The following is a 12,997-nucleotide window of genomic DNA, read 5'->3' on the forward strand; positions in this document are numbered from 1 at the left end:
CATCGCCGGAGCGCACGGGCCCCGGCTCCGTCAGACCGGGGGCACCTTCACGGTCACCGGCTTGGACTCGTTGTGCAGCCGGTCCAGCGCGGTGACGACGTAGGTGCCCGGCTGGGCGGCGGGGTAGGACGGGCCGGTGACGACGGCCACGAGGTTGCGGGCGTCGGCGTCCTGACAGGTCTCACCCTGGTCGGGTACCCGGTAGACGGCGTACGAACGTGCGCCCTGCGAAGGAGTCCAGGTGATGGTGGCGCCGGCGGTCTTGGCGCCGGCGGGCGGGGCGGGCGCCTGGCCGCCGCGCTCCTTGATGAGGGGCAGCAGGGCGGGCCGGGCGTAGTGGTCGGCGGTGACGCGGTCGATGGCCTTGAGCGGGTTGCTGAGCAGCTGCTTGGCGCTGAAGTAGACGTCGCCGTCGACCTGCGGGTACCTGCGGTTGAGCGTCAGGTGGGCGGAGAGCTCGCCGGGCTTGGTCCACGCCTTGTCGTCCCTGGTGCCGACGCGGTAGAGGGCCTGGCCGATGTAGAGGTCGACGCCGGTGCCCTTGACCTCCTTGGCCCACCAGGGGACGAGCGCCTTGTAGTCGGCGACCTTGAGGCCGCGCGGCCAGTACAGCTGGGGCATCACATAGTCGACGGTGCCGTTCTTAATCCAGTGCCGCGCATCCGCATAAATCGAGTCGTAGGCCGACATGCCGGAAGTGGCGGAACCCGTGGGGTCCTGCGCCTTGTTGCGCCAGATGCCGAACGGGCTGATGCCGAACTTCACCGATGGCCTGGTCTTGTGCACCGCCTTGTCGACCTGGGCGATGAGCTTGTTGACGTTGTCGCGCCGCCAGTCGGCCAGGGACCTGCCCTCACGATACTTTGTAAAGGCGGCCTTGTCGTCGAACGTGCCGCCCCCGCCCGGATACGGGTAGAAGTAGTCGTCGAAGTGCACGCCGTCGACGTCGTACCGCTTCACCACGTCCGTGATGACCTTCGTCACGTGCTCGCGGACCTGGGGCAGGCCGGGGTTGTAGTAGAGCCGGTCGCCGTACTTGACCACCCAGTCGGGGTGCACGCGCGCCGGGTGGGAGGCCGGGAGCCTGCCCACGTTCGCGTCGTAGGAGGCCCGGTAGGGGTTGAACCAGGCGTGGAACTCCAGCCCGCGCTTCTGGGCCTCGGCGATGAGGAAGGGCAGCGGATCCCAGCCCGGGTCCTTGCCCGCGGTGCCGGTGAGGTACTGCGTCCAGGGCTCCAGCGACGACTTGTACAGGGCGTCGGAGGCCGGCCGTACCTGGACGAAGACCGCGTTCATCCGCCGCTTGGCCGCCGAGTCGAGGATCTTGACGTACTCGGCCTTCTGCCTGTCCTGGCTCAGCCCGGTGCGCGAGGGCCAGTCGATGTTGCGCACGGTGGCGATCCAGACGCCGCGCAACTGCCGCTTGGGATAGCGGGCGTCGGGCGCGCAGACGGCGGTGGCGGCCGAGGCGGCTTTGCCCGTCGTCTTCTTCGGCGTGGTCGTGCCCGAGGTGGCCGGCCCGAGGGCGTAGGCGGCCCCGGTGGTGACGACCGCGATCGTGACGGCGGCAAACAGAGGACGTCCGGTTCGCATGGTTCCTCAGTCTGACATCGCCACTGAGGTGCTTTGGCCGAAAAACGAAATGGATTCGTGATGTTTGTGTGATTCTTGGTACGGCGGAGCCAGGAGGTGTCAGGCCGTGGCCCCGCCGTACCGGCGATCAGTCGGCGGCGGTCACCTTGCCCGCCAGGTGCGACGGGAGGGGTTCGTAGCGCAGGAACGTGCGCGTGAACGTGCCGGTGCCGTGTGACATCGACCGCAGGTCGATGGCGTAGCGGGTCAGCTCGAGTTCGGGGACCTCCGCTTTGACCAGGGTGCGGCCGGTGCCCACGGGCTCGGTGCCGAGGACCCTGCCGCGCCGCGAGGACAGATCTGACATGACGGAGCCGACGTAGTCGTCGGCCACCAGGACGGCGAGCTCGTCGACGGGTTCGAGCAGGAGGGTCGGGACCTTGGTCGCCGCCTCCTTGAGGGCCAGCTGGCCGGCGATCTGGAAGGCCATGTCGGAGGAGTCGACCGAGTGGGCCTTGCCGTCGTACAGCGTGACGCGCACGTCGACCATGGGGTAGCCGGCGACGACGCCGCGTTCCATCTGGGCGCGGACGCCCTTTTCGACCGAGGGGATGAACTGCCGGGGCACCACGCCGCCCACGATCTTGTCCACGAATTCGAAACCCCCGCCGGATGGCAGGGGCTCGACCTCGAGGTGGCAGATGGCGTACTGGCCGTGACCGCCGGTCTGCTTGACGTTGCGGCCCATGGCCTTGCACTGGCCGCCGAACGTCTCGCGCAGCGGCACCCTGAGCTCTATGCGTTCGACCTCGACGCCGTGGCGCTTGGCCAGGCGGTCGAGGAGGACGTCGGTGTGGGCCTCGCCCATGCACCACAACACCAGTTGCCGGGTCTCGGCGTTGTTCTCCAGCCGCAGCGTCGGGTCTTCGGCGACCAGGCGGCCCAGTGCTTGGGAGAGTTTGTCCTCATCGGCCTTGGACTTGGCCTGGATGGCCACGGGCAGGAGCGGGTCGGGCATCGTCCAGGACGTCATGAGCAGGGGGTTGTCGACCTCGGAGAGCGTGTCGCCGGTCTCGGCCCGTGAGAGCTTGGCGACCGCGACGATGTCGCCGGCGATGCCCTTGGCCACGCCGCGCTGCTGTTTGCCCAGCGGCGAGGTGAGGGTGCCGATGCGCTCGTCCACGTCGTGGTCCTCGTGCCCGCGGTCGGCCAGACCGTGGCCGGAGACGTGCACGGTCATGTCCGGTCGCAGCGTGCCGGAGAAGACGCGCACGAGGCTGATGCGGCCCACGTAGGGGTCGGAGGTCGTCTTGACCACCTCGGCCACGAGCGGGCCGTCGGGGTCGCAGGTGATGCCTTTGACGGGGTTGCCGTCGAGGGTGGTGATCTCGGGCATCGGGTGCTCGGCCGGAGCGGGGAAGCCCTGGGTGATGATCTCCAGGATCTCGATCGCGCCGATGCCGGTGCCGGAGCACAGCACGGGGAAGAAGCTGCCCCGGGCGACGGCCTTCTCCAGGTCCTCGATGAGGATCTTGGTGTCGATGGGCTCGCCGCTGAGGTAGCGCTCCATGAGCGACTCGTCTTCGCTCTCCTGGATGATGCCCTCGATGAGCGAGTCGCGGTGCTCGGCGATCTGCGCCTCGTACTCGGGGCCCGGCTCCTTCTCGGCCCGGGTGCCCGTGGCGTAGTTGAAGAACTTCTGCGACAGCAGCCCGATGAGGCCGTTGACGTGCCCGTTGGTGATGACGGGCAGGTAGAGGGGTGCCACGCCGTCGCCGAAGACGTCCTGGCAGGTGGCGAGCACCTCGTCGAAGTCGGCCCGCTGATGGTCGATCTTGGTGATGACCACCGCCCGGGGCATTCCGACCTGGGCGCACTCCTCCCACAACATCTGCGTCAGGCCGTCGACGCCTTCGGAGGCCGAGACCACGAACAGGGCCGCGTCGGCGGCCCGCAGGCCGGCGCGCAGATCCCCGACGAAGTCGGCGTAACCGGGCGTGTCCAGGAAGTTGATTTTGACGCCGTTGTGAACCAGGGGCGCCAGCGCCAGGTTCACCGAGCGTTGCTGGCGTACTTCGACCTCGTCGAAGTCGCTGACCGTGTTGCCGTCCTCGACCCGGCCGATGCGCTGGATCGTGCCCGTCGCCGCCAGCAGGTGCTCGGCCAGGGTCGTCTTGCCCGCTCCAGAATGGCCGACCAGTACGACATTGCGAATCGCATCCGCGCTGTCGGCCGTGGGTGCCCTGCCCGCGGCTCCCGCATGGCCGCCCGGGTTCTTCTCTGCCACATCGCCTCCCGCGTCGTCGGGGTGGGTGCCAACGTCGCGCCCGCGCGGAAGGGTTCGGAAACCGCATGGACGCGGTGTGTTCACCAAATACCCCTGTGGCGGATATCACAAGGGGGGTGAGGCAAAGAAACTGCAGCGGGCTGTGATGGCCTACGATCGGAGCGCGATGCTGAAACTCCTGCGCCCGGCCATGACCCGGATCCTCACCCCGCTGGGCAGGGCACTTGTCCGCCGCGGGATCGGCCCTGACGCCGTCACCGCGATCGGAACGCTCGGCACCGTGGTGTCGGCCCTGTTCTTCTTCCCGATGGGCATGCTCACGGCCGGTGCCCTGGTGATCACCGTGTTCGTGCTGTTCGACCTGCTGGACGGCGTGGTCGCGCGGCTGGGCGGCGGGGGCGGCACGACGTGGGGCGCCTTCCTGGACTCCACGCTCGACCGGGTCGCCGACGCGGCGATCTTCGCGGGCCTGACCGTCTACTTCGCGCTTCAGGGCGAGATCGTCATGGTCGCGGTCGCGGTGTTCAACGTGTTCGCCGGTGGCCTGGTCTCCTATGCCAAGGCACGGGCGGAGTCCCTGGGGGTCGAGTGCGACGTGGGCCTGGCCGAGCGGCCGGAGCGCCTGGTCGTGGGGCTGGTCGCGGCCTGCTTCTCGTTCGTGCCGTTCGTGCTGGAGGCCGGGATGTGGCTGCTGGCCGTGGCCAGCCTGATCACCGTGGTGCAGCGGGTGGTGCACGTGTATCGACAGACGGGGGAGTCATGAGCGAGAAGCCGTCGCTGGCCGACCGCGTGGTCGCCGCGGGGTTCGCCACGGGCTGGACGCTCGTGCCGTACCTGCCGCACAAGCCCGTGGCGGCGGTCTTCCGCTTCATGGCCGACCGGGTGTGGCGCAAGCGCGGCAGGTCGGTGCGCCGCTTGGAGTCGAACCTCAGCCGGGTGACCGGTCTCCCGGTCGGCCATCCGGAGCTGGCGGAGCTGACCCGCGCGGGGATGCGCTCGTACTTCCGCTATTTCCACGAGATCTTCATCCTGCCCAAGATGGACCGGGCCGAGGTGGTGCGGCGCACCCGCGTGACGGGCGCCGAGTACGTCCACGACAACGTGGCCAACGGGCGCGGCGTGGTGCTCGCGCTGCCGCACATGGGCAACTGGGATCAGGCGGGCGCGTGGCTGGTCGGCGTGGGCCATCCGTTCACCACGGTGGCCGAGCGGCTCAAGCCCGAGTCGCTGTTCCGCCGGTATGTCGCCTTCCGCGAGGGGCTGGGCATGGAGGTGCTGCCGCTCACGGGCGGTGACGGCCACAACTTCGGGACTCTCGCGCAGCGGGTACGGCGGGGCGGGGTCGTGTGCCTGCCCGCCGAGCGGGATCTGACCAAGGGCGGGGTCGAGGTGAGCTTCTTCGGGGCGGCCACGAAGATGCCGGCCGGTCCGCCGCTGCTGGCCGTCCAGACGGGGTGCGCGCTGCTGCCGGCGATCGTCTACTTCGACGGCGAGGACTGGGGCATCGACATCGGCCCCGAGATCCCGGTGCCGGAGGAGGGCACGCGGCAGGAGAGGACGGCGGCGGTGGCGCAGGCGCTGGCGGAGGTATTCGAGAAGGGCATCTCGGCGCACCCGCAGGACTGGCACATGTTGCAGAGGTTGTGGCTGGAGGATCTGGCACGATGAAGGTCGGCATTGTCTGCCCGTACTCATGGGACATGCCGGGAGGGGTCAAGCAGCACATCGACGACCTGGCGCAGGCGCTGATCGCGCAGGGGCACGAGGTGTCGGTGATCGCGCCGGCCGCCGACGACGACGAGCTGCCCCCTTACGTGACGGGCGCCGGGCGCGCGATGCCGGTGCCGTACAACGGGTCGGTGGCGCGGATGTCGTTCGGCTTCATCTCGGCGGCGCGGGTGCGGCGGTGGGTGCGCGACGGCGACTTCGACGTGCTGCACATCCACGAGCCGCTGATCCCGAGCCTCGGGGTGCTGGCCTGCTGGGCGGCGAAGGGGCCGATCGTGGCGACCTTCCACGCCTCCTTCACCCGTTCGCGGGCGATCGCGGTGGCCGAGCCGTTGCTGCGCAGCGCGCTGGAGAAGCTGCACGGGCGCATCGCGGTCTCCGACGCGGCGCGCAAGAGCCTGGTGGAGCAGTTCGGCGGGGACACCGTGCTGATCCCGAACGGGGTGACGGTGGCCCGGTACGCCGAGGCCGAGCCGCTGGAGGGTTGGGGTCCCGACGGCGCCACGATCGGGTTTCTGGGCCGGGTGGACGAGGAGCGCAAGGGGCTGCCGATCCTGCTGGAGGCGCTGAAGTCGATTCCGGAGGCCAAGCTGCTGGTGGCCGGTCCGGGTGAGGTGAAGGTGCCGAAGGAGCTGCGTGATCGGGTGACGATGCTGGGCATGGTGAGCGAGGCGGACAAGATCCGGGCCTACCACTCGGTGGACGTCTTCTGCGCGCCCAACACGCGGGGGGAGAGTTTCGGGATCGTGCTGGCCGAGGCGATGGCCTCGGGGGCGACGGTGCTGGCCAGCGACATCCCGGCCTTCCGGCGGGTGCTGGGTGAGGGGCAGGCGGGCGCGTTGTTCAGGAACGGCGATCCGGAGTCGCTGGCGCAGGAGGCGCGGGCGCTGCTGGCGGCGCCGGAGCGGCGGGCCAAGCTGGCCGCCGAGGCGCTGGTGGCGGTGCGCAAGTACGACTGGTCGACGGTGGCGCGGGATGTGGTGCGGGTGTACGAGACCGTGACGACGGGCGGCGCCGGGCGGGTGGAGGAGGACGCGCAGTGACCTCCACGGTGATCATCCTGATCGTGGGCATCGCCGTGGTGCTCACGGCCGTCTACATCTCCTGGCGGGCCGGTCGCCTGGACCGGCTGCACATCCGGCTGGAGCTGGCCGGGCAGGCGCTGGACGCGGCGTTGCAGCAGCGGCGTTCGGTGGTGTTGCTGCTGGCGGGCTCGCGGCTGCTGGATCCGGCGACCTCGCTCATGCTGGCCACCGCGGCGCAGGAGGCCAGGATCGCCGGGCCGGAGGAGCGGGAGCCGGCCGAGAGCGACCTGTCGCGCACGCTGCGGGCGGTGGTGGACCAGGAGCGCTTCCGGGAGAAGCTGGCCGAGGCGCCGGGCGGGCAGGACCTGATGGAGGAGCTGGACGCCGCCGTGGCCAAGGTGGTCTACTCGCGCCGGTTCCACAACAACGCGGTCGCGGTCACGCGTACGGCGCAGCGGCGCTGGCTGGCCAGGACGCTGCGCCTGGCGGGTCACACCGATTTTCCCAGTTTTTTCGAGATCGATGATGATCCGCCGAAGAGTATGGCAACCGAATGACCGATTTTGTTCATCGCCGGTAAGCTTCTCCCGTTTTTGGAGTTAAGGCGGAGGAGTGGACAGGTGCGGCTACCGCGGATGATCACCGTCACGCTGGCTGGGACGGCGGTGCTGCTGCCGGTTGCGGCGTGCTCGTCGGAGAAGCCGGCCCCGCCCGCGGTCCCGCAGGCGGCCACGTCCCCTCCGGTCACCGAGGAGCCCGCCGGCCCGGGGCACCCGTTCACGGGCCTGCCGGACGAGGAGCGCAAGCCCGTCCTCGCCGTGAAGATCGAGAACACCGCGGCGGGCAAGCCGCAGATGGGCCTGAAGAGCGCCGACATCGTCTACGTCGAGCAGGTCGAGGCCGGGCTGACCCGGCTCATGGCGATCTTCTCCTCGAAGATCCCGGCCAAGGTGGGGCCGGTGCGCAGCGCCCGCATCTCCGACCTGCACATCGCGCAGCAGTTCGGCAAGCCCGCCTTCGCCTACTCCGGCGCGCAGACCAAGATGCTGCCGCTGATCGCCGAGGCGTCGCTGTTCGACGTGGGCGACACCAGGAACGGCGGCGCCTACTTCCGCCAGCCCGGCCGCTTCGCCCCCTACAACCTGTTCGCCACCACCAAGAAGCTGCTGTCGGCGGCGCCGAAGGCGTCCAAGGCCAAGGACATCGGCTTCACCTTCGGCGAGGCGCCCGCCCAGGGCGGGGTGGACAAGAAGTCGTTCACGGTCAGGTGGCCCGCGGCGCGCTTCACCTTCGCGTGGTCGCCGGACAAGAAGCAGTGGATGATCTGGCAGGACGGCAAGAAGGACATGGCCGCCGAGGGCGGGCAGCTCAGCGCGCCGACCGTGGTGGTGCAGTACACCAAGACGGTGCGCTCGCAGTTCCACGACAAGAACCAGAGCTACACGCCGCTCGTGCACAGCGTCGGCAAGGGTTCGGCGATCGTGCTGCGGGACGGCAAGGCGTACAAGGCCAAGTGGGAGCGGGAATCGGAGGAGGCGGGCACGACGTTCACCACACCGGAGGGCGAGCCGATGAACTTCGCCCCCGGTCAGGTGTGGATCGCCCTCGCCAGCCGTAAGCCGGTCACGCCCTGACCTTGGGCCGACCGTACAAAAGTCCTGGCAAACCCTGACAAGGTGGCATGTCGGGGGAGGGGGGCTCCAGGACCTACGATGAGCTTGATAACTTACCGTTCGCCCAGACGGACCAGCCGAGAGAGCCCGTGAGGAAGACCGTGTCCAGCAGCACGCCTGAAACCACCGTCACCGGAACCGCCCGCGTCAAGCGGGGCATGGCCGAGATGCTCAAGGGCGGCGTCATCATGGACGTCGTCACCCCCGATCAGGCGAAGATCGCCGAAGACGCCGGCGCCGTCGCCGTCATGGCCCTCGAGCGCGTGCCCGCCGACATCCGCGCCCAGGGCGGCGTCTCCCGGATGAGCGACCCCGACATGATCGAGGGCATCATCAGCGCCGTGTCCATCCCGGTGATGGCCAAGGCCCGCATCGGCCACTTCGTCGAAGCGCAGGTCCTGCAGTCGCTCGGCGTCGACTACATCGACGAGTCCGAGGTGCTGACCCCGGCCGACTACGCCAACCACATCGACAAGTTCCGCTTCACCGTGCCGTTCGTGTGCGGCGCCACCAACCTCGGCGAGGCCATGCGCCGCATCACCGAGGGCGCGGCCATGATCCGCTCCAAGGGCGAGGCGGGCACCGGCGACGTCTCCAACGCCGTCACCCACATGCGCACGATCCGCGCCGAGCTCAAGCGCCTGACCACGCTGCCCGAGGACGAGCTGTACGTGGCGGCCAAGGAGCTGCAGGCGCCGTACGAGCTGGTGGCCGAGGTGGCCAAGACCGGCAAGCTGCCCGTCGTGCTGTTCACCGCCGGCGGCATCGCCACCCCGGCCGACGCGGCGATGATGATGCAGCTCGGTGCCGAGGGCGTCTTCGTGGGTTCGGGCATCTTCAAGTCCGGCGACCCGGCCAAGCGCGCCGCGGCCATCGTCAAGGCGACGACGTTCTTCGACGACCCGGACGTGGTGGCCAAGGTCTCGCGCGGCCTGGGCGAGGCCATGGTCGGCATCAACGTCGACGAGCTGCCCCAGCCGCACCGCCTGGCCGAGCGCGGCTGGTAGGTCACGCATCAGGGCGCGGGGAGCCTCCCGCGCCCTTTCGCGTGCCCGGGCCGTCCATTGCAGAACATGATTCCAGAATGTCATTCTGAATCATGACCGTCGACAAGCACGCCCTCCGCGTCAAGTACCGCCAGGAGCGCGACAAGCGCCTGCGCCCCGACGGCAACGACCAGTACGTGCCCCTGACCGGCCGCTTCGCCTCCTACGCCGGCGATCCCTACACCCCCGTGACGCCCAGGGAACCGAAGAGCGACCACGTCACCGTGGTCTTCGTCGGCGGCGGCTTCGCCGGGTTGCTGACCGGCGCGCGGCTCAAGGAAGCCGGGATCTCCGACGTGCGGATCGTGGAGAAGGGCGGTGACGTCGGCGGCACGTGGTACTGGAACCGGTACCCCGGAGCCCAGTGCGACACCGCCTCCTTCGTCTACATGCCGCTGCTGGAGGAACTCGGCCACATGCCGAGCGAGAAGTACGCCCACGCGCCGGAGATCCTCGAGCACTGCCGCAACATCGCCCAGCACTACGGGCTCTACGACAACGCCCTCCTGCACACCACCGTCACCGACCTGAGCTGGGACGACGAGCAGAATGTCTGGATCGTCCGCACCGACAGGGGTGACCGCTTCACCGCGCGCTTCGCCGCCATGGGCGTCGGGCCGCTGCACGTGCCCAAGCTGCCCGGCATCCCCGGCATCGACCTGTTCCGCGGGCACGCCTTCCACACCAGCAGATGGGACTACGCCTACACCGGCGGAGACCCCTCAGGCGCGCCCATGGACCGGCTGGCGGGCAGGCGGGTGGCGATCATCGGCACCGGGGCGACGGCCGTGCAGTGCGTGCCCCGCCTGGCGCGCGCGTGCGCGCGGCTGTACGTCTTCCAGCGCACGCCGTCCTCGGTGGACGCGCGGGGCAACCGGCCGACCGACCCCGAGTGGTTCGCCGCCATCGCCACCCCCGGCTGGCAGCGGCGCTGGCTGGAGAACTTCACCGCCGTCCAGACCGGCGGCGCGGACGTGGACGATCTGGTGATGGACGGATGGACCGACATCGCCCGCAGGGTGCGCGCCCGCATCGCCGTACTGCCGGAGGACGAGCGCACACCGGCCAGGATGCTCGAGGTCTACGAGGACTCCGACTTCGAGAAGATGGCGGAGATCCGGGCCCGCGTGGACGCGATCGTGGCCGACGCCGAGACGGCGGGCAGCCTGAAGGCGTGGTATCGCCAGCTGTGCAAGCGGCCGTGCTTCCACGACGAGTATCTGCAGTCCTTCAACCTGCCCGGGGTCCGGCTGGTCGACACCGGCGGCAAGGGCGTCGAGCGCGTCACCGAGACGGGCGTGGTGGCCGCCGGGCGGGAGTACCCGGTGGACTGCGTCATCTACGCCTCCGGGTTCGAGGTGGGCACGGGCTTCACCCGGCGGGCGGGCTTCGAGGTGCGCGGGCGCGGCGGGGTCCGGTTGTCGGAGTACTGGGCCGGCGGGATGCGGACCCTGCACGGCACGCACGTGCACGGGTTCCCGAACGCCTTCATCGTCCAGCCCGGCCAGGGGGCGAACCTGCTGTCGAACATCCCGCACAACCTGACCGAGTCCGGGCAGACGATCGCGATGATCGTACGGCGGGCGCTGGAGGGCGGGTTCACCCGGGTGGAGGTGGGCGAACAGGCCGAGGACGCCTGGATGGAGCTGCTGCTGTCGGGGCCCGGCTCACCGCTGGGCGGGCCCGACTGCACGCCGGGCTACTACAACAACGAGGGCCAGGACCTGGGACCGAGGGGCTGGCTGAACGTGGGCTATCCGTACGGGGCGTCGGCCTACTTCGCCTACCTGGATCACTGGCGTACGGCCGGCGGCTTCGCCGGCCTCGACTTCACTAAATAACGCGATATTTACCCCGCTGCCCGCTGGTTTGCCGCCGGCCGGGCAGGTCCTCCGGTGTGACTGCGGCAAGCGGTGAGATCGCCGCACGGATCCGCGACCGGCTGGACAGACTGCGCCGGCACATGCGCCGCGAGGCCATCCTCGGCGAGGCCGTCGCCCGCACCGCCGTACGCCATGATCTCAGCCCCGGCGCGGCGGCCCGCCACCTCGCCGAGCGGGCCGCCGCCACCGGCGTCGAGCTGCTCGACGTGGCCGCGGCGGTCGAGCCCGTGCCGCGGCCCGCACCCGTGCCCGAGGCGCCGGGATGGGTCCGGTCCGTGCTGGAGGCCGTGCACGTCTCGGCCGCCTACCTCGTGCCGGTCTCGGGCGCCGGGGAGCGGGTCGTCGACTTCGTGGTGGCCGCCTGCAACGAGCACGCCCGCGACGTCACCGGCCGCGGCCCGGCCGAGCTCACCGGCGAGCGCCTGACCCAGGTCAACCCGGGCGTGATCAGGTCGGGCCTGCTGGCGGCCTACATCCGCGTCCACGAGGGCGGGCCCCCGCTGTGGCTGGCGCAGCTGGAGTACGTCGAGGTGCGCGACCGGTTGCTGTGGCCGGCCGCGCTGAGCGTGCGCGCGGTCGCGCTGCACGAGGGCGTCCTGGCCAGCTGGCGCGTGCTCGGCGAGGACGAACGCCTGGTCACCCGGTGGGAACGCGCCCTGCGCGAGGCCGAGCTCGGCTGGGCCGAATGGACGCTGGCCACCGGGACGACCTACTGGAGCGGCCAGATGTACCAGATCTTCGGCCGCGACCCCGCCGACGGCCCCCTGCCCCTGGAGGAGCTGCCCGCGGCCGTCCTCGCCGCCGACGTGCCCCTCCTCGACGAGCTCATGGCCACCCTGCTCGACCACGGCGTGCCGGCCGACGCCGAGTTCAGGATCAGGCGGCGGTACGGCGTGCGGCAGGTGCGCACGGTCGGCGAGCCCGTCCTCGACGAGGAGGGCACCCCGGTCGTCATCAGGATGATGGTCCAGGACGTCACCAGCAGCCGCCGGCGCGAACGCGCCCTGTCGGAGGCCCACGACCAGGCGGCCCGGCAGCGCCGGCGGGCCGAGGAGGAGCAGCGGATCGCCCACCGGCTCCAGGACGCCATTCTTCCCGGCCGCCGCGAGGCCCTCGACCTGCCCGGCCTCCGTCTCGGCGTGCGCTACCTGCCCGCCGAGGACGTGCGCCGGCTGGGCGGCGACTGGTTCAAGGCCCGGCCGATGCCCGACGGCCGGGTCCTGGTGGCCATCGGGGACGCCATGGGCCACGGCCTGGCCGCGGTGGGCCTGATGGCGCAGCTGCGCTTCGGCCTGGCGGGCCTGGCCTACACCGGGGCCGACGCCGCCCAGCTCGCCACCTGGCTGAACGACCTGATCTACCACGACACCGAGGCCGTCTCGGTGACCGGCACCGCCGTGATCGGCCACTACGAGCCCGACAGCCGCGTGCTGACCTGGACCAGCGCCGGTCACCCGCCGCCGCTGCTGGTGCGCGACGGCGTGGCCGGGCTGCTTGAGCCGCCGCCGGGCCTGTTGCTGGGCGCGCTGGAGTCGGCCGCCTACGAGCTGACCGCCACCCGGCTGCGCGCCGGCGACCTGCTCTTCCTCTACACCGACGGCGTCGTCGAACGGCGTGGCCACGACCTCGACGCCGGGCTGAAAAGGCTGCTGCAGGCGGCCGGCGCCTGCCCGGCCGACGACCCGCAGGAGGCCATCTCCTGCGTCCTGAACCGGATCGGCCGCAACACCCACGACGACGTCTGCATGCTGGCGCTGCGCGTCCTCTAGACTAACTACACGCT

General features: G+C 70.4%; 10 protein-coding genes. 8 read left to right on the top strand and 2 right to left on the bottom strand.

Going from position 1 to position 12,997, the window contains the following annotated elements:
• Positions 1 to 30: 30 nt before the first annotated feature.
• Together FVE25_RS43075 and FVE25_RS43080 are read right to left on the bottom strand one after the other, a co-directional pair.
• Positions 31 to 1,593, bottom strand: a complete 1,563-nt coding sequence (locus FVE25_RS43075; protein ID WP_157253291.1) for a glycoside hydrolase family 10-like protein — start codon at positions 1,591 to 1,593, stop codon at positions 31 to 33.
• 127 nt (positions 1,594 to 1,720) lie between these two features.
• The gene (locus FVE25_RS43080) at positions 1,721 to 3,859 is read right to left on the bottom strand and encodes an elongation factor G-like protein EF-G2 (protein WP_157253292.1); all 2,139 of its coding nucleotides are present in this window, start codon (positions 3,857 to 3,859) and stop codon (positions 1,721 to 1,723) included.
• Between the two features lie 166 nt (positions 3,860 to 4,025).
• Here FVE25_RS43080 and pgsA point away from each other — a divergent pair, with 166 nt between their 5' ends.
• From pgsA to FVE25_RS43120, 8 genes are all read left to right on the top strand, one after another.
• Positions 4,026 to 4,622 carry a phosphatidylinositol phosphate synthase gene (pgsA, locus tag FVE25_RS43085; protein ID WP_181019896.1) on the top strand — a complete coding sequence of 199 codons (597 nt, stop codon included), beginning with the start codon at positions 4,026 to 4,028 and terminating at the stop codon, positions 4,620 to 4,622.
• Complete coding sequence (locus tag FVE25_RS43090; RefSeq protein ID WP_181019897.1) at positions 4,619 to 5,527, top strand: phosphatidylinositol mannoside acyltransferase; 909 nt, start codon at positions 4,619 to 4,621, stop codon at positions 5,525 to 5,527. Before pgsA ends, FVE25_RS43090 begins: the two co-directional genes overlap by 4 nt.
• A complete protein-coding gene (locus FVE25_RS43095; protein WP_157253294.1) occupies positions 5,524 to 6,630 on the top strand; it encodes a glycosyltransferase family 4 protein in 1,107 nt (368 codons plus the stop codon). The genes FVE25_RS43090 and FVE25_RS43095 overlap by 4 nt, the downstream gene beginning before the upstream one ends.
• Positions 6,627 to 7,169: a LemA family protein gene (locus FVE25_RS43100; RefSeq protein WP_157253295.1), complete on the top strand. Its 543-nt coding sequence runs from the start codon at positions 6,627 to 6,629 to the stop codon at positions 7,167 to 7,169. The genes FVE25_RS43095 and FVE25_RS43100 overlap by 4 nt, the downstream gene beginning before the upstream one ends.
• A gap of 63 nt (positions 7,170 to 7,232) precedes the next feature.
• The gene (locus tag FVE25_RS43105) at positions 7,233 to 8,246 is read left to right on the top strand and encodes a DUF3048 domain-containing protein (protein ID WP_246268324.1); all 1,014 of its coding nucleotides are present in this window, start codon (positions 7,233 to 7,235) and stop codon (positions 8,244 to 8,246) included.
• Positions 8,247 to 8,386: 140 nt separating this feature from the next.
• Positions 8,387 to 9,292 carry a pyridoxal 5'-phosphate synthase lyase subunit PdxS gene (gene pdxS, locus FVE25_RS43110; RefSeq protein ID WP_181019899.1) on the top strand — a complete coding sequence of 302 codons (906 nt, stop codon included), beginning with the start codon at positions 8,387 to 8,389 and terminating at the stop codon, positions 9,290 to 9,292.
• A gap of 92 nt (positions 9,293 to 9,384) precedes the next feature.
• Entirely contained in the window at positions 9,385 to 11,172 is a 1,788-nt protein-coding gene (locus FVE25_RS43115; RefSeq protein WP_157253297.1) for a flavin-containing monooxygenase, read from the top strand.
• Positions 11,173 to 11,228: 56 nt separating this feature from the next.
• The gene (locus FVE25_RS43120; RefSeq protein ID WP_157253298.1) at positions 11,229 to 12,983 is read left to right on the top strand and encodes a PP2C family protein-serine/threonine phosphatase; all 1,755 of its coding nucleotides are present in this window, start codon (positions 11,229 to 11,231) and stop codon (positions 12,981 to 12,983) included.
• Positions 12,984 to 12,997: the final 14 nt, after the last annotated feature.

The organism is Nonomuraea typhae (assembly GCF_009760925.1).
Lineage (GTDB): Bacteria > Actinomycetota > Actinomycetes > Streptosporangiales > Streptosporangiaceae > Nonomuraea > Nonomuraea typhae.